Source organism: Trinickia acidisoli (genome assembly GCF_017315725.1).
Classification (GTDB): Bacteria; Pseudomonadota; Gammaproteobacteria; order Burkholderiales; family Burkholderiaceae; genus Trinickia; species Trinickia acidisoli.
In genome coordinates this window covers 1082350-1107452 of the sequence record NZ_JAFLRG010000002.1, presented here as the reverse complement: position 1 = coordinate 1107452, position 25103 = coordinate 1082350, and the positions used below count along the sequence as shown (strand labels likewise).

Annotated in this window: 21 protein-coding genes; 14 read left to right on the top strand and 7 right to left on the bottom strand. The window is 62.5% G+C overall.

Translation table 11 applies throughout. The annotated features are described in order from the left end of the window. Position 1: 1 nt before the first annotated feature. Positions 2-1057, bottom strand: a complete 1056-nt coding sequence (gene sctU, locus J3485_RS23365; RefSeq protein WP_206956690.1) for a type III secretion system export apparatus subunit SctU — start codon at positions 1055-1057, stop codon at positions 2-4. A 233-nt stretch (positions 1058-1290) separates the two neighbouring features. Between sctU and J3485_RS23360 the strand changes: the two genes are divergently transcribed. The 8 genes from J3485_RS23360 (at position 1291) to sctT (ending at position 7414) form a co-directional block, all read left to right on the top strand. Beyond that, positions 1291-1872 (top strand): HrpB1 family type III secretion system apparatus protein, encoded by a 582-nt coding sequence (locus J3485_RS23360; RefSeq protein WP_206956689.1) that lies wholly within the window; start codon positions 1291-1293, stop codon positions 1870-1872. A 40-nt stretch (positions 1873-1912) separates the two neighbouring features. Next, a complete protein-coding gene (locus tag J3485_RS23355; protein ID WP_206956688.1) occupies positions 1913-2305 on the top strand; it encodes a type III secretion protein HrpB2 in 393 nt (130 codons plus the stop codon). Continuing rightward, on the top strand, positions 2305-3126 hold the full coding sequence (gene sctJ / locus J3485_RS23350; protein WP_374192483.1) for a type III secretion system inner membrane ring lipoprotein SctJ: 822 nt from the start codon (positions 2305-2307) through the stop codon (positions 3124-3126). Before J3485_RS23355 ends, sctJ begins: the two co-directional genes overlap by 1 nt. Positions 3127-3193: 67 nt before the next feature. Beyond that, on the top strand, positions 3194-3943 hold the full coding sequence (locus J3485_RS23345; RefSeq protein WP_206956686.1) for a type III secretion protein HrpB4: 750 nt from the start codon (positions 3194-3196) through the stop codon (positions 3941-3943). After that, positions 3907-4692: a type III secretion system stator protein SctL gene (gene sctL / locus J3485_RS23340; protein ID WP_206956685.1), complete on the top strand. Its 786-nt coding sequence runs from the start codon at positions 3907-3909 to the stop codon at positions 4690-4692. Before J3485_RS23345 ends, sctL begins: the two co-directional genes overlap by 37 nt. Further along, entirely contained in the window at positions 4689-6050 is a 1362-nt protein-coding gene (gene sctN / locus J3485_RS23335; RefSeq protein WP_206956684.1) for a type III secretion system ATPase SctN, read from the top strand. Before sctL ends, sctN begins: the two co-directional genes overlap by 4 nt. 15 nt (positions 6051-6065) lie before the next feature. After that, positions 6066-6614, top strand: coding sequence for a hypothetical protein (locus J3485_RS23330; protein ID WP_206956683.1), 549 nt, complete (start codon positions 6066-6068; stop codon positions 6612-6614). After that, positions 6611-7414, top strand: a complete 804-nt coding sequence (sctT, locus tag J3485_RS23325) for a type III secretion system export apparatus subunit SctT (RefSeq protein WP_206956682.1) — start codon at positions 6611-6613, stop codon at positions 7412-7414. Before J3485_RS23330 ends, sctT begins: the two co-directional genes overlap by 4 nt. 92 nt (positions 7415-7506) lie before the next feature. Here the strand turns inward: sctT and J3485_RS23320 are convergent, their stop codons facing one another. Together J3485_RS23320 and J3485_RS23315 are read right to left on the bottom strand one after the other, a co-directional pair. Then, positions 7507-8469 (bottom strand): lytic transglycosylase domain-containing protein, encoded by a 963-nt coding sequence (locus tag J3485_RS23320; RefSeq protein WP_206956681.1) that lies wholly within the window; start codon positions 8467-8469, stop codon positions 7507-7509. 35 nt (positions 8470-8504) lie between these two features. Next, entirely contained in the window at positions 8505-10079 is a 1575-nt protein-coding gene (locus J3485_RS23315) for a DUF4915 domain-containing protein (RefSeq protein WP_206956680.1), read from the bottom strand. A gap of 200 nt (positions 10080-10279) precedes the next feature. On the opposite strand from J3485_RS23315, the gene J3485_RS23310 reads away from it, so the two are divergent. Continuing rightward, positions 10280-10810, top strand: a complete 531-nt coding sequence (locus J3485_RS23310) for a hypothetical protein (protein ID WP_206956679.1) — start codon at positions 10280-10282, stop codon at positions 10808-10810. Here J3485_RS23310 and J3485_RS23305 read toward each other — a convergent pair. Continuing rightward, positions 10733-12166 (bottom strand): tetratricopeptide repeat protein, encoded by a 1434-nt coding sequence (locus J3485_RS23305; RefSeq protein WP_206956678.1) that lies wholly within the window; start codon positions 12164-12166, stop codon positions 10733-10735. The genes J3485_RS23310 and J3485_RS23305 overlap by 78 nt on opposite strands. A 54-nt stretch (positions 12167-12220) precedes the next feature. Further along, on the bottom strand, positions 12221-12847 hold the full coding sequence (cysC, locus tag J3485_RS23300; protein ID WP_206956677.1) for an adenylyl-sulfate kinase: 627 nt from the start codon (positions 12845-12847) through the stop codon (positions 12221-12223). A gap of 302 nt (positions 12848-13149) precedes the next feature. On the opposite strand from cysC, the gene J3485_RS23295 reads away from it, so the two are divergent. The 3 genes from J3485_RS23295 to J3485_RS23285 all read left to right on the top strand — a co-directional run bounded on the left by J3485_RS23295 (position 13150) and on the right by J3485_RS23285 (position 17300). Beyond that, on the top strand, positions 13150-13398 hold the full coding sequence (locus tag J3485_RS23295) for an AbrB/MazE/SpoVT family DNA-binding domain-containing protein (RefSeq protein ID WP_206956676.1): 249 nt from the start codon (positions 13150-13152) through the stop codon (positions 13396-13398). Further along, entirely contained in the window at positions 13392-13712 is a 321-nt protein-coding gene (locus J3485_RS23290; protein ID WP_206956675.1) for a type II toxin-antitoxin system PemK/MazF family toxin, read from the top strand. Before J3485_RS23295 ends, J3485_RS23290 begins: the two co-directional genes overlap by 7 nt. Before the next feature lie 147 nt (positions 13713-13859). Further along, positions 13860-17300 carry a hypothetical protein gene (locus tag J3485_RS23285; RefSeq protein WP_206956674.1) on the top strand — a complete coding sequence of 1147 codons (3441 nt, stop codon included), beginning with the start codon at positions 13860-13862 and terminating at the stop codon, positions 17298-17300. Positions 17301-17374: 74 nt separating this feature from the next. On the opposite strand, the gene J3485_RS23280 is transcribed toward J3485_RS23285, so the two are convergent. Both J3485_RS23280 and J3485_RS23275 read right to left on the bottom strand, forming a co-directional pair. Then, complete coding sequence (locus J3485_RS23280; RefSeq protein ID WP_206956673.1) at positions 17375-17533, bottom strand: hypothetical protein; 159 nt, start codon at positions 17531-17533, stop codon at positions 17375-17377. A gap of 169 nt (positions 17534-17702) precedes the next feature. Next, on the bottom strand, positions 17703-18632 hold the full coding sequence (locus J3485_RS23275) for a bifunctional helix-turn-helix transcriptional regulator/GNAT family N-acetyltransferase (RefSeq protein ID WP_206956672.1): 930 nt from the start codon (positions 18630-18632) through the stop codon (positions 17703-17705). A 260-nt stretch (positions 18633-18892) separates the two neighbouring features. On the opposite strand from J3485_RS23275, the gene J3485_RS23270 reads away from it, so the two are divergent. Both J3485_RS23270 and J3485_RS23265 read left to right on the top strand, forming a co-directional pair. Beyond that, positions 18893-21364: a two-partner secretion domain-containing protein gene (locus tag J3485_RS23270; protein ID WP_242538897.1), complete on the top strand. Its 2472-nt coding sequence runs from the start codon at positions 18893-18895 to the stop codon at positions 21362-21364. A 218-nt stretch (positions 21365-21582) separates the two neighbouring features. Beyond that, positions 21583-25035: a hypothetical protein gene (locus J3485_RS23265; RefSeq protein WP_206956671.1), complete on the top strand. Its 3453-nt coding sequence runs from the start codon at positions 21583-21585 to the stop codon at positions 25033-25035. Positions 25036-25103 lie beyond the last annotated feature (68 nt).

Below are 25103 nucleotides of genomic sequence, written 5' to 3'. Positions count from 1 at the left end.
ATCAGGCTCCAATGCGTGGGGCGCCGACGCTATCGACCCAGCGCAGGATCGCGGCGACTACTTCGAACATAGCTTCGGGAATCGGCGCGTCCTGCTCGATGCGATACAGCGCGCGGGCGACGGGCGGATTGGCGACGATCGGGATGCCGGCTTCGGTCGCATAGCGGCGCACCAGCGCGGCTTCTTGATCGACACCCTTGGCGACGACCACGGGCAGTGGATCTTCGCCGGGCCGAAAGCGAATCGCGACGGCATAGTGTGTCGGGTTCGTGACGACGACATTGGCCGAGCCGACGGCCGGCTTGTCCGGCCCCTTGTTGATCATTTCGCGGCCGCGCTTGCGACGCTCGCGCTTGACTTGCGGATCGCCATCCTGTTGTTTGCGTTCGCGCTTGATCTCATCCTTCGACATGCGGTTCTGCCGGATGAAGAGCCACTTTTGAATCTTGAAGTCGGCGAAGCCGATCACGAGGTAGGCGACGAACGAGGTCGTCAGCAGCTTGAGCAACGCTTGCCAGAGCACCTTCATGAGCGGGCCCAGCGGTTGATAGGACGCACTCGAGATCAGCGGCAGCATTTTCTCGATCGACACCCACATCACGGGCAGCAGTACCGCCAGCTTGAGCAGGCGTTTGCCCACGTCGATCAAAGCGCGCATCGAGAAGATGCGCTTCAATCCCGCCCCAGGGTTGATCGCATCGAATTTCGGCATCACGGGCTCGAATGCGACGACGAGCCCGGCTTGCGCCGCCGTGCCGACGGCAGCCGCGAACGCACCCGCACCCGCGATCGGAAGCACCAACGTGACGGCCACGCCGAGCAGGTGATAGAGCGTGTGCAAAATGCTCTGCTGTGAATGATCGCCGCTCACGAACGTAAGCGTTTGCGTGACGAGGCCACGCAACGCGTCAGCGAAGATGTGCTCGCCCATCGTCAACACGCCGATGACGCCGAGCATGCAGACGGTCTCGGTCAAGTCGGGGCTCTTCGCGACCTGACCTTTTTCGCGTGCGTCCTCGAGCTTCTTCTGAGTGGGCTGTTCGGTCTTCTCGCTCATCGGGTTCGTCTTCCCAGGGCATCGGCGCTCGAGCGGCCGACGATGCTGCGCACGATAGCGGGCATACGAGACCGGACTTGCTTGCCGGGCGAAGCGGCGGGACGGATTGCGAAGAGGCGGCCTGTCTTCGCAATTGAACGATCCGCTTCGCGTCACCCTCGAATCGGCCGCCACCCCTTTGCTACTTTCGTTGCGTGGCCGGCTGTCGGTCACGCATCCTTGGGGGAATCGACATGAGCGAATTGAAGGATTACGTGAACTGCGGTGACGAGATCTTGCGCGGCATCGTCGAAGTGCTGAACCTGGCATTGATCGATAAATTTCCGCATACACGCATCGATCACGACGAACTCGACCATATGACCGCGGCGCTGCGTCTGCTCTGCGAGGCGGTGCCGGAGCTAGATATGATCGCGGGCCGCATGCTGATCGTGCGCGGCGACTGGATCGCCGCCACGCAAGTGTTCCGCGAGTTGGCCGAAAAAGGACAATGCCTGCCGAACAGCCGAGCGATGCAAATCTATTGCATGAGCGAAAACAACGACGCCGATTGGCGCGTCGAAGCGCATCGCATGCTGGAAGACGAAACGTCGCCCGACGCGATCCGGCTCATTCGCACCGTGGTCGCGCGCAACGATCTGAACCGCGCGCTCGAAGCATCGAAAATGACGGGCGAATTCGCGTTTCCCGATTCGCTGAAGCAGCTCGTCGCCGAGCGTCAGCAGCGTGAGGCCACCGAAGCGGCCGAGGCGCAACCGGTGCCCACCGCGATGGACCCGTCGCTGATGATGGGCCATCAATACATGCGCTTGTGAGAGCGAGACACACGACGAGCGACGTTTTGGAGAGCCAAACATGAACTCGATGCTCGCTTCGATGCAGTTGCAGCAGTTGCTGGCGCATGAGAGCGCGGCGAGCGCGCCGGGCTCGGCATCCACGCAGCAGCTTGCCGACAAATTTCAAGTGCTCTACGAGCGCGGCCACATGACGCCGCCGCAAGCGCAGGGCACGGACACCGAGACGATGATCTCGAATGTCGTGCGCCAGCAGGATCTTGCCACGCAAGCCGTCAGCAACGACGCGCTCTTCATGATCCAGTCGATGCCGCAGATGACGATGCAGCAAAGCTTTGCCGCCCAGGCGCAGGTGATGATGGAAACCTCAGGCTTGCAATGCGACATGCAGGTGAAGCTTGCCGTCGTCACGTCGACGAAGGATGCGATCGGCACGCTGATGAGGAATCAATGATGAACCTCGCACGGCTGTTGGCGCGGTTCGCGATGCCGTATCGCAAGTGTGTCGTCACGCTCGCTTGCATCGCGCTCGTGCTTTCATTGACCGCTTGCCAGAAGGAGTTGTACGGCGCGCTTACCGAGCACGATGCGAACGAGATCGACGTCGCATTGTTGGAGGAGGGGGTCGATGCACAGAAGACCAGTCCCGATGGCGGCAAGACATGGACCGTCGAAGTCGACGAAAAGCAGATGGTTCGCGCGATGGAAGTGCTGCGCGCGCGCGGATTGCCGGAGCGCAAGTACGACGACCTCGGCGATCTGTTCAAGAAGGACGGACTCGTATCGACACCGACCGAAGAGCGCGTGCGTTTCATCTACGGCGTGCAGCAGGAGCTGTCCGATACGTTGTCGAAGATCGACGGCGTCGTCGTCGCGCGCGTGCAGATCGTGCTGCCGAACAACGATCCGCTTGCGGAATCCATCAAACCGTCGTCCGCCTCGGTGTTCATCAAATATCGGCCGAACGCCAACCTCGAGACGCTTACGCCGCAGATCAAGAATCTCGTCGTGCATAGCGTCGAGGGGTTGACGTACGACCAGGTGAGCGTGGCATCGGTGCCTGCCGATCCGGTCGACTTCGCCCCGATGCAGCAGCAAAAGAGCAGTTGGCTCGTGATGGCGGCGCTGTGCGCATTCTTCCTGTGCGGTGGCGCGCTGCTGTTGCTGATCAAGCGGCAAGCGCTGCTCGATGGTCCCGCGGGGCATTGGCTCGAACGCGTGAAGCGCAAGCGCGAAGGCGACGAAAGCGCGGCACCCGCCGCGGCCGACGCTTGAGCGACCCAGCGTAATCGCACCGCCGCGATGACCAAGCGGTGCCGACATCGACAGGCAGGAGAATGCGATGCAGGTCGAGATGAATGTTCAGAGTCCCGCCGGCCGCGCGGCGGCGTGGCTGACCCAACTCGAGCAAAACCGCTCGACGGCGGTCGAATGGATCGACCGTTCGTGGCTTCCTACCTGGCTCGCGGCCGCATCGTTGCCGGAAAACGCGCTTGCCGCGCCGGATTGCGCCAAAGCATTGATGCAGGCCCTGGCATTGCCGGCGCTCGACTCGGACCTGGCCTTCGACTATGCCGATACTCGGCAAGCGGCGGCCGGGCGGCGGTACGGTATGCGGTTGGCGGCATTACCCGTGGCGGATCAAGTGCGGATGCTGCATCTGCGCTCGCTCGTGTTTCGTCGAGGCGAAGTGCGGCGCGTCGTCGATCGAGCGCGGCGCGAGCGGTTGGCCGCATCGCTCGGGGACGAAGGCGGCGCACTGTTGCGGTGGTTGCAGTCGCTTGCGGGTGCACCAGAGATGTCGACGTTGGCACGCACGATCGGCGTTGCGCCGCTCGATACGCTCGATGAAGACGCGCTCGCTTGGGAGGGTTACTGCTTGTTCGAACGCGACGGCATGCTGATCGCGGGCAATGCATGTGCGGCGCTGCTGCGCCTCGCACTGCCGCGTGCACTGATGCGACCCGCATGGCTCGCGCGCTGTCCGCGCGAGATCGATGCCGACGGCGGCGAGCGGGTTTGCGCTCGCCTGCCCATTCTGTTTCCGGAGCGTGCATGGTCATTTGGCTGCGAAACCCCAACGTCGAATTGAGCGACGATATTCGAGCCTCGGTCGATGTCGGTCTGCTCGAGGACGGCGACGTTCTGCGGCGCGAACATTATGCGACCGTGGTTGCACTCGATGAGGCGAGCGAAGCATGCCGCCGTCGGCACGCGGCGATGCTTGCCGATGCCGAGCGGCGAGCGCAAGACATCGTTACCCGCGCGGAGGAAGAGGCGCTTGCGCTGATCGAGCAGGCGCAGGAGGAATATGCGAGCGCCGAGCGGCGTGGTTACGAGGCAGGCACGACGCAAGCGATCGGCGATTGGCATGCACGTGTTGCCGAACACGCGGCCGATCAGCGCGATATGCATGCGCTGTTGCGTGAACGTCTCGCGGAACTCGTCGTCGTCGCTGTCGAGCAAATCGTGCGCAGCGAGGATACGGGTGCGCTGTTCGCGCGCTCGACGACGGCACTCGATCGAATTGCCGAGGGCTGCAGCTATCTGAAGGTGCGCGTGCATCCCGATGACTACGAAGCGGCCGCGCGCGAGTTCGGCCGCTTCGCCGACGAACGGCGCGAACGCGGCCGCATGGCGCCGGTTAGCGTTATCGTCGATCGCGCGCTTGCGCCGGGCGCCTGCATCTGCGAATCCGATCTAGGCACCGTGGATGCGAGCCTCTCCACTCAGCTCGCGGCCATCCGCGCAGCGGTCGAGCGCGCGCTCGAGCGCGATGCGGCCGTGTCGGCTGCGGCATGTGATGCCGTCGTCATCGATCCAGAGGAGGAAACGACATGACCGATACCTACGCGAGCGCCTCGCCTTCGTCGGAGGCAATCGAAGGTTTGCATGGCTTGGCTTGCGCGATCGAACGTGAACTGCGCGCGCGCCCGCGGCTCGAAACGCGCGGCAAGGTACTCGAGGTGATCGGCACGCTCGTGCGCGTGACGGGCCTGGACGTGCGGCTCGGCGAACTGTGCGAGTTGCGCGCCCCGACGGGCGAATTGCTGCAAAACGCGGAAGTCGTCGGCTTCTCGCGCGACGTCGCGATTCTTTCCCCATTCGGGCGGCTCGGCGATATCTCGCGCGAAACGCAAGTCGTCGGTTTGAAGCGACCGCTCTCGGTTCCGGTCGGCGATGGGTTGTTGGGTCGCGTCATCGATAGCTTAGGACTGCCGATCGATGAAGCGGGGCCGATCGTTTGCGATGAATATCGCCCCATCTTCGCCGATCCCCCAAGTCCGATGAGCCGTCCGCTACTCGATAAGAGCTTGCCGACGGGGGTGCGTATCGTGGACGGCCTCATGACGCTCGGCGAGGGCCAACGTATGGGCATTTTCGCGCCGGCAGGCGTCGGCAAAAGTACGTTGATGGGGATGTTCGCGCGCGGCGCGCGTTGCGACATCAACGTCATCGCACTCATCGGCGAACGGGGCCGCGAAGTGCGCGAGTTCGTCGAGCAGATTCTCGGCCCGGACGGCATGGCGCGCTCGGTCGTCGTTTGCGCCACTTCCGATCGCTCGTCGATCGAGCGTGCGAAGGCCGCCTATGTGGCGACCGCGGTGGCTGAATATTTCCGAGATCGCGGCATGAGCGTCTTGTTGATGATGGATTCGCTGACACGCTTCGCGCGTGCGCAGCGCGAGATCGGCCTCGCGGCTGGCGAGCCGCCGACGCGTCGCGGGTTTCCGCCATCGATCTTCGCCGAGTTGCCGCGTTTGCTCGAACGCGCCGGTCTATCGTCGCGCGGCTCGATCACGGCGTTGTACACGGTGCTCGCCGAGGACGAATCGGGCGGCGATCCGATCGCGGAAGAGGTGCGCGGGATTCTCGATGGACACATGATCTTGTCGCGCGAGATTGCCGCGCGCAATCAGTATCCGGCGATCGACGTGCTTGGCAGCCTATCGCGCGTGATGCCGCAGGTGACCTCGCGCGAACACATGGACCGCGCGGGGCACGTGCGGCGTCTGATGGCCAAATACAAGGAGATCGAGACGCTGTTGCAAGTAGGCGAATACAAGGAGGGCAGCGATCCGCTGGCCGACGAGGCGATCGCCAAGATGGAGGCCATTCGCGCGTTCCTCAATCAGCGGACCGACGAATTCGTGGAGCCGTCCGCGACGCTCGGCATGCTCGCGCAACTGCGCGGTTGATTGGATGAGCGTGCAATGAAAGACAGACGCGTCGCTGCACTTCACGTCATGCTCGAGCGCCGGCGGCGGCTCGACGAAGCGCTGCGCGAAACGTTGGCGGGGCAGCGCGCGGCGCATGCAACGCTTGCGCAGCAGGAGGCACAGGCGAAAGCCGCGGTGAACGCCGAAGCGGCTCAACTCGCCGAATACGATAGGCGATTGACGCAGATGCTGTCGAGCCGAGTGCCGCTCAGCATTCCGCTGTTGACTCACTGCGGCGAGTATCGCGGCGTCGTTGCCGAACGTCACGTGGCCGCGCAGGGCGAATGGACGAAAGCGCAGAAGGCGACGCAAAAAAAGGAGTCCGAAATGATCGAGACGCGCCGGCAGATCCTGCGCAACGAAGGCCAGATCGACGTCTATGAACGCCGTATCGCCGAACTCAAGCGCGTGGCGGAGCAGGCCGTCGAGGATGCGCAGGACGAAGAGGTCGAAGAAAGCATGGCCGCGCGCGCACTGCGCAAGCGCCGGGCGCAAGAGGCGCAGAGCCATGCCGAAGCGGCCGGCAATGCGAGGACGAGATGAGCGATTTGAGCTTGCAGCATATCGGCACGTCGCTCGATCAGCTCGCGATTTTGTTCGGCCTGTGCAGCGTGCGGCTATTGACCGTCATGATCGTGCTGCCGCCGACCGATCAGAGCCTGATCCAAGGCCCCGTCCGCAATGGGCTCGCACTGCTGTGGAGCAGCGTCGTTGCCTATGGACAGCAGGCGCTGATGCCTCAGCTACACGGCTTTTTCCTCGTCGAAGTGGCGGTGAAGGAAGCGGTGATCGGGCTCGTGATCGGATTCGCAGCCTCCACGATCTTTTGGACGGCCGAGAGCGTCGGTCAATATATCGACGACGTAGCCGGCTACAACAACGTGCAACTGACGAATCCGACGAGCGGGCAGCAAACGACGCTGACGTCGACGCTGCTGCTGCAATGCGTGGTCGCCGCATTCTGGCTGCTCGGCGGCATGTCGTTTCTGCTGTCGGCGATCTACGAGTCGTATCGCTGGTGGCCGCTCGCGAGCGTCACGCCGATTGCAGGCAACATCCTCGAATCGTTCACGATGCATGAAACCGATTCGATGATGCAGACGATCGCCAAGCTGATGGCGCCGATCGTGATGATTCTCGTGCTCGTCGATCTCGGCTTCGGCATCGTCGGCAAGGCGGCGCAGAAAATCGACATCAATTCGCTCGCGCATGCGATCAAAGGCGCGCTGGCCGTGCTGCTCGTGGCGGTGCTGATTGGCGTCGTCATCAATCAAGTCCATAGTCAATTGGCGTTGACCGATATTTCGGCGCAAATGCGCGCGTTGCTCGGTGTAAAGAAATAGTTTGGAAACGCTCAAAAAGAAGCCACAAAAAGAAACTGCGGCGCACCTCGATCGAGGTGCGCCGCAGCCTTTCCAGTCGCTCGAATCGAGGCTCAGGCAGGCAGCGCCTTCCCCACTTGAATGTCGTTGGCGTACTGCATGACGAGCGTCACGTAGTTCGGATCGCCGACGCCGGCCGGAATCGCGTTCGGGTTGCTCTTGTCGACGCCGTCGGGTCCCGAGTTGTACGCGCGCAGCATCAGGGGGATGCTGCCGAATTGCTTGTACATGTCCTCGTCGTAGTAAGCGCCGGCGAGGATGTTCGTCGCCGGATCGCTGAGATCCGAACCGAGGTCGGGATGCTCCTGGCGCAACGATTGGAACGTCGCCGGATCGACTTGCATCAATCCCGCATCGGTCAGCCCCGTGGCCTGATTCGTCGAGCCTGCGTTGACTTGGCCGCGCGATTCCTGATAAATCTGCGCGGCAAGCACGTTAGGCGGGACGCCCGATTTGTTGGCGGCGTTGAGAATGTCGGCGCGATACGGCTGCAACGCAGGCGGCAGCGTGCCGAGATCGGACGAAGTGTATTGTCCTTTGACGAGCGGCGTGCCGGACGTGCTGCTGCTACTACTGCTGCTCGGCGAGGACTTGGTGACCTTCCCGTGATCGTTCTTTGGAGAACCCTCGGTACTGCCCCAGGTCGGCGTTCCCGAATCGGATGTCGGCATATCGCGGCTATGGCTCGTACCGAAGCCGTGTGCGCCTTGCGGCACGCTCTGGTGTCCTTGAGCGTGACCGTGTCCTTTCCCTTTGCCGCCGGGCATACCGGTGCCGGACCCTGACGAAGGGGCGTTGCCCGTCAACTGCGCGATTTCGTTCTCCTCGAACGCAAGCATTTTTTCGATCGACTTGTCGATCTGTTTGTCATCATGCTGGAGCTCGTGTTCCATCTCGTTCAGCGACGAACTGTCGAAATGATCGCCATCACTCGACCCGTAGCCGGAATCGAGTTCTTGCGTGGGAGAAAAGGACTCGGGAATGTCCAACGTGAGCCCTGGTTGTTCAATGGTCATGATCGCTTCCTTTCGGGTCACTGGTTATCGTGGATTCAACTCGCATGCGGCGTTGCGCCGGATGTCGTATCAGCCAGCGTTGCAACTGCGCTTCGGCTGCTCGTTCGCCCGGCTTTTTCGCGCAGGCGCGCGAGCGTCGCTTCCGCCCGTGCGCGTGGATCGGACGTTGCGTCCACCGGCTCGTGCGCGAGCGCGTCGGCAGGCGCGGACACCGGAGCGGGCTGAGCGCGAGCTGGCGTTGCGGCAGCCCGCAGTATCGTGTTCGATTGCATCTGCGAAGCGTAATCGGCATGCGCCTGCGCTTCATCGGCTTGTAGTTCAACGTGGGCCGTCTCGTCGTCCACGCCGGCGGCGGCAAGCGCGCGTGCCATCGCATCGCGCATGCTTGCGCGCGGGTACCCTTGCTGTGATGCGCGGCGATAGTGTTCGAGCGCGCCTTGTGCGTTGCCCGTTTCAAGTAGACAGGTGGCGTAATCGAATTGCCATTGAGGCCGCGGTCTGCCGGCGCGTGCGAGCAGACGCTTCAGGATGCGCGACGCCGTCGCGTAATCGCGTCGCGTATCGATGAGCTCGCGAATGACGCCGTTGAATTCGCGGCAGTATTGGTCGGCTTGGCTCGAGTGATGCCGCAGTTCGGGCGTGTGCGCGTTCAGCGCTCGTAGCCGCTCCTGCATGGCCGTCGTTCGATCGCCGCGCATCGGCACCGTGGGCTCGAGCGCGATCATGTCGTAGATTTCCGAAGCGAACGGGCTCAAATCGAGCCAGCGCGCGGTGTTGGTCGATTTGTCGAGTACATGAACGCCGCAGTCGACCCCTTTCGCAAACGCGGGCATGCCGACGATCGCTCCGGTGGCGCGGCTGCGCGTGCGTCCCGTGCTCGTGCCGACATAGATGTACCGATCGTCGGTCGCGGCGCCGCGCAAGTAGCCGTCGAGCGCCGGCAATGCGGTCGGCTCGTCTTCGGCACGGCCACTTCCATCGCCGTCCACGCGATAAATGCGGCTCTTCATCGAGCTCACGCATAGCAGCGCGTCATTGTCGACGAACAGCGCATGCGGATGATAGAGACCTTGCGTGACGACCGCTCCGTCGTCGAGGCGAATGACGCGCCCGTCCGACGCGTCGCGCCATAGGCCGTCGCCGCGCGGGCCGAACATCGACAGATAGAGCTTGCCGTGGTATGCCTGCAGCGCATTCATGTGCAACGTATCGGCGCCCGGGGCGATTTCGAAGAAGACGCTTTCTTTCGGCTCGCCGCCTTGCGGCCAGACGACCCGAATCACTTGGTTCGTGCCGCTGCTGACGATCAGCAGCGCATTGTCGTGCGCGACGATTGAATGCCCGTCCTTGACTCGGCGCAGCGCAGCCAATCGCGTGAGGCGCAGCTTTGCGTCGAGTTCGCCGAGACAGGAAAGATGCTTGCCTTCGCGGCGAGCTTGGAACACGACGAAATAACGGGTGTTGTGACGGCAAATGCCCATCGCCCCGTAAATCTTCAAGACAGGGTCGCCGACATCGATCCAATCGAACGCTTCGGTGTCGGTGTTAAATTGCGCGAGGGCGTGGCCCGGGGGGCTGGAGACGCGGAAGCTGATGAGAAGGCGGCTCATGACGGTCTGATTGTGTGGTCGGAAGGGTCGATGTGCATGAACTGCGGACCGTCCGTTGCGTCGGCGCGTTGTACGGGTGGCGTCGAGACTAGCCGGCGGAAGGTGAGCCTTGCATCTGTTGCAGCAACTCTTCGATCATTTGGATGAGCTTTTCGATCAGTTGCATATCCATATGGCTCTGATCTTTCGAAGGACTCGTTTTGCTGTCGCTGGACGCGCTGCTCGGCGATGAAGCTCTGCTGGTCGACGGCGTGCTGCTTGGCGATGAAGCTTTGTTTTTCGGCGGCGGGCTGTTTGTCGACGATGGGCTGTTTGTCGACGATGGGCTGTTTGTCGACGATGGGCTGTTTGTCGACGATGGGCTGCTTGCCGACGATGGGCTGCTTGCCGACGACGGACTGCTTGCCGACGACGGACTGCTTGCCGATGACGTGCTGCTCGTCGACGACGTACTGCTTGTCGATGACGTACTGCTCGGGGACGACGTGCTGCTCGTCGACGGCACGCTGCTCGGCGATGACCCACTTGTGACCTTCACGCTCATGCTGCTTCTCCTTCAGGTTGAAGAAACGACGTGCGGCGGACATCGCTTCAAGATCGTGCCGTTCGTGCGATCACCTTGCTCGAACGCGCCGCGCATTGCCCATTGCGCGTCAGGTGCGCATTCCTTGTGGCGGCGCGGCGCCCACGTTCGCCGTCGCGTTGTTTGCGCGGCGTCCCGCGGCACGTGAGCCGCGGCCGTTGTGGGGTGGCCGCGCACCCGTGCGACGCTGCTTCAGCTTGCGCGATTGCCGCTTCATGATGGCCAGAGACTTGCGCAATTGGTGAATCGCATCGTCGCGGTTGCCGCTTTGCAGGCTGGCGAGCGCGAGGCTTTGGATCTCGGTCAGGCGCGGATGATTTTCGCCGAGCGCCTTCGCGTAATGCTGCATCGCGCCGATCATGTCGCCCCTGTGCAGCAGGCACAGTGCGTAATCGGCGTGCCAATCGAGCCGTGTGCGCAGCGGGCCGCACATGAGCCGCTCGAGTAGCGTCGCGGCAGTATCGAAGTCGCGTTCCGCAATCAATTCGCCGATGACGCCGTTGAACTCATGGAAGTACTGCTCCGCTTGTGTTGCTTGCACCATCAAGATCGGCGTGTGCGCGTTCAGGGCGCGTAGCCGCGACAGCATGGCGGCTTCGCGCGTTCCTTCGATCGGCGTGCCCTCGGGTAGCGGAAAGACGTCGTAGATCTCCGAGGCGAACGGGCTCAAGTCGAGCCATCGCGACGTACCTGCCGCTTTGTCGACGAGATGCAGCCCGCAGCCCACGCCGGTTTCGACGAGTGGCACACCCTGCTTCTTGCCCGTGCTCTTGCTCCGGTTTCGTAGACGGCTCGTGCCGACATAAACGAAGCGCGCATCCGATGCGATGCCGCGCAAGTAGCCTTCGAGCTTGGCGCTGGCACCGCGGGCCGCGCCGCCGACGCGGCGGATGTCGCCGGTGGCTGAAGCAAGACACAGCAATGAGCCGTCGTCGACGAACAGGCCATGCGGATGGTGCAATCCTTCGGCGACTGTGACACCGTCGTCTAGGCGAACGACGCGACCGTTCGCGGCATCGCGCCACGACGAGCTGCCGCGATTGCCGAACATCGATAGGAAAAGCTTGCCGTCGAACGTTTGCAGCGAATTCATGTGTAGCGTGTCGTCGCCCGGATCGATTTCGAAGAACACGCGCTCGCGCGGGGCGGCACCATCGGGCCAATCGACGCGTATCACTTGGTTCGTGCCGCTGCTGACGACGAGTAGCGCGCCGTCGTGCTCGATGACCGAATGCCCGTCGTGCACCGATGGCAAAGGCGCTAGCCGCTTGAGCGAGAGCATGCCGTCGAATTCGCCGATGCAGTTGACTGGCCGAGCGTCGCGCGTTGCATGAAAGACGACGACGTAGCCGTCTCGATAGCGGCTGATGCCCATGGCCCCGTCGATCAGGAAGTCCGGGTGGGCGAGATCGATCCATTCGAGCCGTTCGGAATCGACGTCGAGCTTTGCGAGCGCATGGCCGGGCGGGCTCGTGAAGCAAAAGCTGATGAGCAGTTGGGACACGTTCGTTTCGCCGAAAAAGTTAGTAATCCTAAATAAGTCATCGAAAAATTCGGTTCACGCGGCGCGCGCGGAAACGGACGACGCCACGCCGAACGGTTCGAGCAGCCGCGCGAGCCGACCGATGCAAAGGCTGACGCTCATCCAGCTCGTGTCGAGCACGATCGCCGGATCGGCCGGTGTTTCATAAGGGGAATCGATGCCGGTGAAACCGCGCATGTCGCCGTTTCGGGCGCGACGATAGAAGCCCTTGGCGTCGCGCGCTTCGCAACAGGCGAGCGGCGTGGCAACGTGCACTTGCAAGAAGCGATCGCTCCCGACGATCTCGCGAGCCAGTGCACGGTCGGCGTCGAACGGCGAAACGAGGGCGGCGATGACGATCAGTCCCGCATCGTTCATCAAGCGCGCGACCTGCGCAACGCGGCGCATGTTTTCGCGGCGCTCGGCCTGCGTAAACCCAAGATCGGCGTTGATGCCGTGCCGGAGGTTATCGCCGTCTAGCACGCAGCATGCGTGGTGCTCGCCGATGAGATGCGCTTCGAGCGCATAAGCGAGTGTCGATTTGCCGGCGCCGCTCAAGCCGGTGAGCCAGACGGTGGCAGGTAGGTGGTTGAGCAGTGCTTGGCGCATGATATCGCTCACGTGTCCGCAATGCGGTACGACTTCGGCGGCTGACTTCGACATGAGGCGTTCCTCGGTTGGCGACGCATCGCCGGAGATGCGTCTTCATGTGGGCAAGAGTAAGGAGTGCCGAAGAGTGGGCGTGCCGCGGCGACGAAGCGGCGTTTCGAGATCCGAAGCAGTACGAAGAGTTGCGCTTTTATAAGGCGCTGAAATATTGACCGATCGATGCGAAACGGCGTCGATGCAGGGTCCGTATCAGCGAGCCTCTTCTAGAGATGCGAATGGCCTAGCCGCGGTTCTTGTTATAACATTGTATTGACGCCATGCAACACCTTGGCTAACATTTCCCTTACGATCGAGCTATGAAAGTCAAGATCCGAAAAATGGGCAACTCGCAAGGCGTGCTCATTCCCAAACCGATTCTTTCCCAGCTTGGATTGGAGGGCGAAGTGGAGATGGAAGTCGTGGACGATGCGTTGGTCATTCGAAAGCCGCAGAAACAGGCGCGCGTGGGTTGGGCGGACGCAAGCAGGACGCTCGCGCAGGCTGGCGACGACGCACTTGTCATGGGCGAGTTCGGGAATGCCGATGACGCGGGGCTGGTGTGGTAGTGCGCGGCGAGATATGGCTTGTCGCGCTCGACCCGACACTCGGGAGCGAAATTCAAAAAACAAGGCCGTGTGTCGTCATATCCCCGCCGGAACTGCATGATCATCTGCGCACGGTCATCGTTGCACCGATGACCTCGAAAGGCCGCCCCGCACCGTACCGGGTACCGGTCACCTTCAAGCGAAAGCAAGGGCTTATCCTCCTCGATCAGATTCGCACAGTGGACAAGCTGCGGCTCGTCAAGAAAGAAGGCGTCGTTGCCGACAAGGCACTCATGAATACCCTGTATACGCTGCAAGAAGTGTTTGCGGAGTAGGGCAAGCGATCTCGATTAGCCGTTTCCTCGACGACGACGCGGCCGGCTACTTTTTCGCATAACGTCACTGCGCTTCGCTAGCCTCTTCAGGCGGTCATATTCGGACCTGACATTGCATGGACGTCAACCGCTCGGAGAGCGAACGCCATGGTCAGGACGACGGACGCGGACGGCACGCCGCCGCATGAGCAATTGGAATTGCAAACGTTCGGGCAGGCGCAGCAGGCGCCGCCGCCTTTACGCTCGACGCAGGCCCATTCGTCGCAAGCGAACGCATCTCAGTTCAGCGACGGCTTGAAGCGTCTACCCGACAAGCTGCGCGACATCGGCACGCACGACTTCGAAATCAACAGTTTCGTGTACAGCGGACGCCGTTTCGGTAAGACGTTCACGACACCGGGTTCGAAAACGGACAGCGCGATCCCGACGGCGATGCCCACGTCGGCGGCGGCACCGCTCAAGCACGATATGTTCGAAAGCGCGGCAACATCGTCGACGCGGACGGACGCGGATATGGGCCGCGTGATCGATGCATTCGCGCCGCTTCATGCGACGACGATCGCCGATGCCGCGCACACGCTCGCGAAATCGGCGTTGAGTGCCGAAGACGCTTATATCGGCGAGGTATTGAGGCATTTCGGCAGCGGGGATCCACAAGGCAAGGGCCCCTTCGATGCCGCTACCAACGCCCGAGTGCTGGCGCTGCGGATCGCGGATCTGTTTGCCGCGCCGCCGCTGGGGCCGACCGCTGCGCGAGACGAATTGGCTTATACGGATGCAATGGCCTGCGCGGATGCGCTCGCACGGGCGACCGGCGGCGATTCCGCTCTGGCGAACGCCGTGCTCGACCGGCTCGAGCAGGGACTCGATTTGAATTTGAGCGCCACGCGATCCGAGCCTGAAGAAATTGCTTCGGACAACGAAACATTACCAAAGCCGACGCCCGCGGCGACGGCGGAAGCAACCAAGGTGCAGACACAAGCCCAAACTCGAGGCGTCGAGCGCTGTGTTTGGCGTACGGCGCAGTTGATGTCGCAGACGACGAGCGGCTACGAAGCGCTGCGTCGCGTCGCGGGTGGCAACTGGCCGCAAACCGATGGCGTGCGTTACGCACCCCGCGTCTTGCTGCGCGCCGGCAATGCCATCGTGCGCTCGACACATGCCAACGCGAGCCCCGTCGATCTGATGCAACGCGCGCAGCAATGGCTTGGCGACCCGACGGCCGATCCGACGCGGCGCCATTTGGCGGCGATGACGCTCGCAGCCGCAAAGCTCTGGCAAACCGGCAACCTCGCTTCGTTGACGCCGGCCGAGGCGGGCGCTGTCCTCGCAGGCCGCAACGATTTCATGACCGACGGGCCGGGCACGGCATTCGCAAAAGTGAAATCGCGGCTGTTCAAGACGATCGATACATCGATTCCGCGCGCATCGGAGTCGCGATGGAAAACGGCGCTGCCGCGCATCGTGGGCAAGCAAAAGACGGCGTTCGCGGTGTTGGACAAGGGCATTCACAGCGCGCACCTCGATATCGTCGACAAGGAGCGTGCCGCATTGCGCACGTCGACGGACAGCGCGCTCGAGGCGTTGGCCGGACAGATGGGTGCCGATCATTCGGGCGCAGATGCGACGCGTTCGCTCGCGGCCATCGTTTCCCACATGGAGGAAACGGGCGGCGATGCGATCTCCGTTCTCGTGGAGCGCGCGGAAATCGCGCGGTGGATGAATCGTGCCGCGCGTGCCTATGGCGAGAAACTAAATGATGAGGACTGCGAAGCGATTGCATCGAACGTTCGGCTGGCGTTCGCGCGGCTGCCGATTCCGCCCGCTTCGGCACCCCCGGCCCAGCGCAATGCGTGGTTCGCACTGCGCAGCTTCTGCGTGACGTTGAGACAAGCCGCGCAACGCGGCGGCAAGCATGCCTGGGCGCCGGTGCGTACGCGGCTGGCGAACGGTAGCGCGACGCTCGATATCGACAAGCTCGATGCGATGGCCAAGCGCTTGCCGCAAGCGAAGACGGCTGCCGAGTCCGATTGGAAGACGATCACGCGCATCGCGCGCGCCAAGCCGATCAAGCCGCAAGATCTCTCGCCCGTAGCGCAAAAGGCGGCCCTCGATGAACTGGCCGATACGATGAAGTCGGGCGGCAAGGTCGTGCTCGTCGACGGCGGCCAAGTCGGCTTCAGCACCGCCGGGCTGTCGGCGAATATCGGCAAGCTTTTGCACGTGGCCGGTATCGTCGTTTCGCCGCGCTTGAACCTACGTGTGCGTGGCGGCCGACAAGCGTTCGCCGAATACGGCCGTCGTACCGCCTGCTTTTACTTCTCGGCCGGCTCGCAGGATCGCGTCGCATTCGACGCGGGTGCGGGCATTCAACTCGGCGGCGACTACGCGATCATTCGGGCGGGCGTCACGGCCAACGTCGTCGCCTATCAGACCGATCGATTGAACCGCAATGCTTTCTCGTTGATCGTGGCTCGCCGGATGAAAGCGGACGGCAGCGGCTTCGACGATAAGCGCTTGCAGCGCGGGATGCATGCCGTCAATGCGTTCATGTTCGATCACGCGCGCGACCGTGATCTGACCGATGGCGAGGCGGCGTGGCAAGCGCTCGCCCAAACGTTTCTCGAAAACGACGATTTCTCGGCGATCTGGAACGAACAGCATCAGAACGAGCGGCGCCACGGCGTCAATCTATCGGGCGGCGTGAGCGTGAAGGCTTCGGTGGGCGAGATGTCCGGGCGCTTAGGGCCGCAATTCGGCTATGCCTACGACTATGCATCGAAGAGCGTCGCCGATAGCGAGGATACGGGCGGCACGACCGCGATCGAAAGTCATAGAAGCGGCCGGGGAGGCCGCCACATCGCGAGTGCCGGGCTTTCGACGAGTCTGGGCAATTCGCCGAACTCGACGAAGGAAGTCGTCAATTTCGGCCTGATTTCAAGCGATTTTCCGATGGTCCGCTATCGCATCCGCGATCGCCAGCACGTCGCGAAGATGTCGCTGGTGCGCGAGGAGGGGCGGCTCGTTCACCGCGTCTCCTACGCCGATACCGAATTCGCGCATGTCGACGACTATGCGCACGCGATTCGCAACGACGACCGTTGGGCGCTGATGTTCGGGATGGATCCCGACCACCCGGCGATGCCGAGCGGCGCCGAGCGCGATGCCGTGCTGGCCCGCGGGCGCGCGCGGATCGAGTCCCATCTCGCCGAAGTGAGGCGAGATCATAAGGACAACCAAGTATTGTTCCACCGCTTCCGCTTGCGAGAGCACGCCGCCAAGCAGCTCGACGCCTACGCCGATCGCGCCGCCACGCTGCGCGCGAACGGCGGTAGCGACGACGAGGTCGCCCGTTGGGAACAAGACTATGCCGAAGTGCTGGCCAGGCCCGACGCTTGGTTGCCGGTCGAATTCAAAGTCTACGAGCGGGTCGGACGGCAAAGCAGCCCGGGCTTGAACTTCGGCGTGCGTGCGACGCTCGACCAAAGCGCGACCGGCGAGCGCGAACTCATTTCGATGATTCACACACCGCGGCAAATCGATGCGATCGATCGGGTTTGGCCACGCGATGCACCGCTTCCGACGTGATTCGTGCCGTTCTCGCTGCGCGACGCTACGCTCAGTTCGCCGGCCCGTGGCGGGCGGCGCGCCACCTGAAATTTTTAGTCGATGAGACGAATGCCGAACACGGTTGAGCGCGAAAGCCGAGCGCGTTCGGCTTCACGATGGCGAGCTTCGAACGAGTAGTCGGAATCGAGCGGCAGGTGCGGCGAAGCGAAGAAATCGTTGATCTTTTGAATAAGGGCAAAAACGAAGCTCATGGCGACTCCCGGTTGAATGCTGACTAGGTGTTATCCCTAAGTCGACATTCTAGGGTTTTCCCTATTAAAAAGCTAGTGCGATGCACAAAATTTCCCCTGGAAGCGGCCAACGGTCGCCAAGAGCGGTATATCGCGTTGCACAATGACCACAGCGCGACCACGACAACGCTTACAGATCGCGTGCCCAGATCTGCCCGATCAAATCCTTGCCGAAACTGTGATGAGGCGCTTCTTCGATCAGCCTGAACGCTGCTTTCTCATAGATCCTGCGTGCATCGACGAGCACGCTGTTGGTCCAAAGCATCATCTTTTTGTATCCGGCAAGCCGCGCGAAGCGCAAGCATTCGTCGACGAGGCGGTGCCCGATCCCGAGCCCGCGTGCGCTGGCATCGACATAGAGCAACCGCAATTTCGCGGTCTCTTCGTCTTGCCGCACGACGAACACTGAGCCGACTGCCTTACCGTCCTTTTCCGCGATCCAGCAACGTTCCGATGTCGGATCGAACTCGCGGATGAATTTCGCGACGATTTCCGCCACCAGTGCCTCGAATTGCGCATTCCATCCATATTCCTGCGCGTAGAGCATCGCCTGTCGGTGGACGATCCATCCCATGTCGCCGGGCTGCGGGTCGCGCAGGATGTAGCTGCGCTCGGTTTCGCCGAGCAGTGCTTCGATTTGGGTCATGGCGTCGACCAACTGATGCTGCGCCGGCGCCGCGAGCCGTTCGAGCATCGCGCCGACTTCACGGCGCGAGGCCTCGTTCAATGGCTGGAACGTTGCGCGTCCCTCGTCCGTCAGTCGTAGCTGCGCGACGCGCGCATCGGAGGCTGACCGGGTCTTGACGAGCAACCCCTTCCTCTCGAATCCGGCGATGACCCGACTCACGTAGCCCGCGTTGAGGCCCAACTCGCGGCACAGGTCGGACGAGGTCAGGCCGTCGCGATGCGCGAGCTCATAGAGAATGCGGGCCTCGGTCAGCGAGAAGTCGCTGTCCAGCAGATGCTCGTGCAGCACGCCTATTTGACGGGTATAGAAACGATTGAAACGGCGAACCGTTTCTGCGTGGTCGTCGAGTGGTTGGAGTGGTTGCGTGGACATGGAAAGTCGCTCCATCATTGCTTATGGCATATTTTTAGTTGCCAAAAGCAATGATGTCAATGATGGTCCGCCCGAGGGTCGCCCAAATTCGGCATCGACTCGCGCAAATTGCCATCGACCGAAAACGCCGAACTGTTGGCGGATTGAGTAGTCATTCCGCGCCTATGCCGAGGGTCACTCCCGCTATCGTTTGGGTCGTGTCACTCCGGTGAGCACCGGAGCGGCGCAAACGCGATCAATTAACGGAGACGGGGGCGGCCATGCGCATCGGAAGTGCGACCGAGGGATACGTTCGTAGTTTTCGCGGGATCGACGCAGATCGATCTATTCGACTCAAGCCGCTCGCTCGCATGGTGCCGTTGGCCGCCGCGCTCGCGAGCTTTGCGGTCTCGCCGTTGTCCGCCCATGCGGCCGGCATCTTGCCGAACGGCGGCCATTTCGTTGCAGGCGCGGGCTCGATCAGCGGCAACGGCACGTCCTTGACGATCGATCAAACCAGCGGCCGCGGCGTGATCGATTGGTCGCAGTTCTCGATCGGCAGCGGCAATCGAGTCGTTTTCGACAACGGTAGCGGTGCGACGCTCAATCGCGTCACGGGAAGCGATCCGTCCGCGATATACGGTACTTTGTCCGCCACGGGCAGTGTCTATCTGATCAACCCGCAAGGCATCCTCGTTGGCCCGGGCGGCGTCGTCAGCACGGGCGGGCGGTTCGTCGCCTCTACGCTCGATACCTGCAATTGCGGATTCATGAAAGGGCATCCGCTGACGTTCGCAGGCAACTCGAGCGCAAGCATCATCAATCTCGGCACGATTGGCTCCACGGGCGGCGACGTCATGCTGATCGCGGGCAATAGCATCGTCAACGCAGGGCGGATCGCCGCCCCGAACGGTACGGCCGAATTGGCCGTTGGGCAAAGCGTGCTGCTGCACGATTCGTCGACGGGCCGGCAAGTGTTCGTGCAAACGGGCAGCGGCGGCACGATCGAGAACGCCGGCCCGATCGACGGCGCGCAAGTGAGCCTACAGGCCGCCGACGGCAACATTTTCGCGCTGGCGGGCCAGCACACCACGATTCGGGCAACGGGCACCGCCGAGCGCGACGGGCACGTATGGCTCGTTGCCGATTCCGGCATCGTCGCGCTCGGCGGCACGATCGAGGCGACGAACGCCAACGGCAGCGGCGGTACCGTCGACACCAACGGCGCACTGCTTGCGCTCGGGGGCGACGGCGTCGACCCTTTGATCAAAGCCGGCAAATGGAACGTGACTAGCCCGGACCTCACGATCGATGATGCGGCGGCCGCAACGTTCGCTCGAAGCCTGTCCGCCGGCACGTCGATCGATGCCGAGGCGACGGGCGTGCCGCAGGGTGGAATCGGCGATATCGACGTCCTGTCGTCGATTCATTGGACGGGCGCGGCATCGCTGACGCTCGGCGCGTATCAGTCGCTGACGATCGAAGCAGGCGCCAAGCTGAAGAACTGCGGCACCGGCAACTTGACGCTCGATGCCGATACTGCGCGACTCGACAACGGTGGCAGCATCGTCAACAACGGCACGATCGATTGGTCGAACAGCACGGGCATCGTCACCGCGCTCTACGACATGAACGGCATCTACACGCCGGGCACGCTGCTCGCCAATGCGTCTTGGAAGGCAGCGCCTTATAGCGGTCTCGTCACGCAGATCACGGGCTACCAGCTCGTCAATTCGTTAGCAGACCTAACGAACGTGTCGAGCGATCTCGCCGGGAATTACGCGCTCGGCAAAGACATCGACGCAAGCTCGACCACCGACGGTTCGTTCGTTCCGATCGGCAATTACAACACTCCGTTCACCGGGCAGTTCGACGGCCGCGGCTATCGGATCAGTTCGCTCGACTTGGTCCAGATGGTGGCGGGCGGCCCCTACGAGTCGGGGCCCGGCGTGCAATTGGCCGCGCAAGGCTTGTTCGGGGTGATCGGCAGCCAAGGCGTGGTGCGTTATGTCGGCGTGAGCGGCAGCTCCGTCGGCGAAGGCGGCTATTTTTCGATCGGCCTGCTCGCGGGTGTGAACGACGGCACGATCGTCGGTGCAAATTCGTCGGGCAACATCGATCAGTCCGGAAATCTCGGGGGATACCTCACGACGTCGGGCGGCTTGGTCGGGACGAACGCGGGCACGATCTTGCGTTCGTCGAGCAGTGCGGGTATCGATTCGGCCGGCAATCTCGGCGGCCTCGTCGGCGAGAACGACGGCAAGATCGCGCAATCGTTCGCTACCGGCAACCTCACCGCGGAGCCGTATGCGGGTGGAGCAGGTGGGCTCGTGGGCGGCAACAGCGGCTTGATCACCGAGTCGTACGCGACCGGCAATACGACGCTGGCGTTTTCCTTTTGCCCGGGGCCCGGATGCACTTCGGGCTCGGCGGCCCTCGTTTGGTACAACCTGGGCACGATTACGCAATCGTTCGCCACGGGTCAGGTGACCGACCCGAACGGTATTCCAGTGGCAGGCATCGCATCGATCAACGGCGGCACGATCGGCAGCAATGTCTATTGGAACAAAGATACGACCGGCGCAACGTCGGGCGTGTACTCGGGCACGGCCGTGCTCGCCGCGAACGGGCTGACGAATGCACAGATGAAACAGAGTGCTTCGTTCTCGGGGTACGACTTCGGGCCGAACGGCGTTTGGGCGATGCCGGTGGGCGCAACGCATCCGGTGTTGGCGTGGCAGGTACAGCATTGATACTGCGGAAATCGCGGCGCTCGCGGTACGGAGCGCTTGCCGCGAACGATAACGCGCAGGGTCTTCGACGTGAGCTTCGGAATGGGAACGGTTTCGCCGCTGCAAAGGGAGTAGGCCCTACGTAAAGCCCGGCTTGCTGACGCAAATCTGTCGACCCAAAATCTAGCCTTCCGCGGGCCGGTGCATGCTTGCGCATGCACCGGCCCGTTCGAGGCGCCATGATTCCACGACTGATCGATTCATCAATGGGCGCAGTGGCGGCTCCACCCGCTGCGCCATCTCCCCCCGAGCCGTCTCTCGCCAGTCAGGCCTATGCGGCGATGACGCAAAGCATCGGCCGGAAGCCGGTCGATGCCGGCACGATGGCCGCCGCGGTCAAAGCCGCATGGCGATGCCGCAACGACGATGCGCTTATCGAGGGGCAAGCGGCGGTAACGATTCAAATTCAGTACGACATGGAGCCTGGCGCACCTACCCGAGCGCAGGGCACGGATGCCGTCGATAGCGCGGTGAAAGAGCTCGAAGCCGACCATCTGCCTCTATTGAACGCCGCAACGCTCGCAAAAGTGGAAGCGGCAATGCGCTCTGGAGCTGGGGCGTCGACCGCGGGCGGCGCCGCATTGGTCGGCCCGAGCGATGCATCGAATGGGCAAGCACCGTCGGCATCGTCGATCAAGAACGCAGCATCGCAGTTGAGCGGCTACCTAAACGCGGGCGCTACGCTACCCGAAGCGCTCGCATGCATCTCGACGCAGTATGGGGGAGCCGGTTGCGATCCGCTGACGCTTGCCTGCGCAGCGCTCTTCGTACAAGCGCCGGTATCGATGGAAGGCTACCTGCACGACCCGAGCGGGCCTAGCCCCGTCCGCCTGGCCGCCGCAACGCTGATGAAATACTTCGACGCGCGCACGCTGGACGAGGCCACCCGGTTAATGGCCGCGACACCCCGTGCCGGGGCGATCGACGACCGTGCACTCGCGGCGGCGACCCGCCGACTCGCCGCGGATACGGAGGGTTCGGCGCAATATTCGAGCGATATGAGCGCTTTGCGAGCGGCGCTGGCCGATTCGCTAAACGCATTCGTCGGTGAAAAGGGTATCGCGTGGATCGACGATCCCACTCGTATCGATGCGTGGCTGCAAGGCGAGGCAACCGTGGTTCGGCAGGTCTTGGCCTCGGCCAACCCAGCCGCGCGCGAACGCACGAGCCACGATCTCGGCCTGGCCTTGATCGAACTGCAAACGCTCGCCGCGGTGGCGAACGCAACGCCTGTGCACCAGGCCGGCGAATCGCCGTCGACCCTGCAAAAGGAAACCGATGTCGCGCAAACGATCGAACTGACGACGCAACTCAAAAATTTAGGTGTACTAACGATTGATCCGGCGACCAATCAACTGACCGCACCGGCGAACCCATACGGATTCACGTCGTATAGCGGCGTGGTGAACGTGGACGATTGGACGCTCTACAACGACATCACGCACGATCCGTCGATCGTGAACCTGCAAACCCGCGATGTGAGCGATGTGGTGGGCGAGGCGGGCTCGACGGCGCCTGAATCCGCGCGAAAGGCCGAAGCCGATCTGCGCGCGACGTCGGGGATATTGGCCGAATTCAAGAACGGCGGAGCATTGAATTATCAGGATCTGCTGACAGCCGTGACGCGATCGGCGCCTGTTCAACAGCGCTTCACTGATTTGGCTAGGTCGGTGCACGCTCGACATGCCGTCGACGTGGTCCATGCCGATGCGCAAATTCTGAAAAGCGTAGGCACGCCCGCCGATGCGGATCTCACGCTCGCGCTCTATCAGGAGAAGTTCGAAGCGCGTTTCGAGCACTTGGTTGCCCATGGAACCTGGAACACGGCGGATGGATTGTCCGTTTTTTGGGAACACGATGATGGGCCGCGTTATGCGATGGACGTGGGGGACGCCTACGCCGCACTCGGAGACGCGACTACCCCGGCGGCGCGGACCGCAGCAGGCCACGCTCTGCTGAACGTCGTGAAGACTCGTATGGACGGCAATAGCTTCGTCGTCACAGGAGATGGCGACGAGAAGGACTACGATCTGAATTGGATCGATAAAGACGGTAATCAGGACGTCAATCCTCAATTATTCCAGGACATCGTCACATCAGAGCCGCACTCGCAGACCGCGAAGTTCATCGAGGACGAGCTGCCATCGCTGAACGGCCGGGCATCGGCGGCATCGTCATCATCGACGGCGTCGTCCGCAGTCGGTTACGCCGCGCCGGGTTCGGTCGCCCCGCAGGGCAGCACGCAAATCATCACCTCGCGCGTGGCGCTCATCGATGCACTCGGAAGCGCATACGGCAAGACGCCTGTCACGAACGCGGCGCCGGGTGCGCCGCAATACGACGGCAATGACAAGGTCTACGGCGGCACGACCCTGAACAATCTTGCCGATACGGTACTGGCCTCGCAAAACGTGAGCGCGCCGAGCGAAGCCTCGCCGATCGAAATCACGCTGCTTCCCGTGATGTATTGGAGCGACGCATCCCTATCGAAGGAAAGCGACGATCAACAAAAGAACGCGCAACTTCTGCAATTGATTCAGGTCGATGGGGAGGCGGGGCGCAAATATGTCGGGCCCGCAAGCTCGCAGGCCTTCGACAGCTATGACGCGTGGGTGCAAGACAACGGGCTGGCCAAAGGCACCATGTTGTCGCAGCCGCACCTGACGACCAGCGGCGCCGGTACGCCGGTCGACGTATGGGGCCAAACGGTTACCGGACCGAAGCAGCACGTAAGCAATTGGGACGTGCTGCTTCAAGCCAGCGGAGCGATATTGGGATTCGGCGTGATGGGCGTCGCATCGTTCGTTTCGCCGGAGGCTGACGGGGTGCTTGGGCTGCTCTATGACAGCTCGCAGGTTTACCTCAAGGCGACCTCGGTTTTGCAGGTTGCAGATGCGACGCAGAAGATTGCGATGAATCCCAGCTCATGGCGTGCTTGGACGTCGGGCGCATTGGTTACCGCGTCGAGCATGCTTCAGAACTCGAAGATTCTGAGCAATCTCAAGCTGAATGGGGTGATGCAGGCGTTCGGGGCGACGCCGTCGGAAGATCCTGTCATTGCAGAGATCCTCGAGAAAACGAGCGGCAAGCGCGTGGTCGTTTTCGGCGGCTACTCGGGGTTGGGTTATGCCGATGAGGATGCCGTGGCGAGCGCGTGCGCGCAAGATTTGGAGCGGGAGATCGCAGCCCACGGCGCCGAAAATATCATCGTCGTCGGCGGCGCAACGAGTGACGGCATTGGAGACATCGGATACCGCGTTGCCAAGGACTACTCGATCGATACGCTCGGGATCGTTTCGGAGGAGGCGAGGGCGTTCGGCGCTTCGTCGTATTGCGACTATGTCGTTTATGTGCCCGATCCCGGGCAGACGTGGTCGACGGTCGCGTCGGATGGAATGTCCTATATGGTGACTGTCGCGGCCGATGGGCGGGGTGCCTACTATGCGTATGGCGGCGGCGATATTGCGCGCGACGAACTGGTCGAGGCGCAACAGCGCGGCGTCCCGACGGTCATCCACCCGGAATTCGAACCCAATCCCGAGAAAGTCGCGGCGCGCGTGGCGAAAAATCCCGCTTTCGAGCCCCAACCTATCACTGCCGCGATTCGAAACGGTTTGCTTAGTGCGGGGTAGAGGCGATTGCCAAGGCCAAAACCGAAGCGATTAATGGAGGTTGTCGCGGAAAGGCAAAAAAAGCGGTA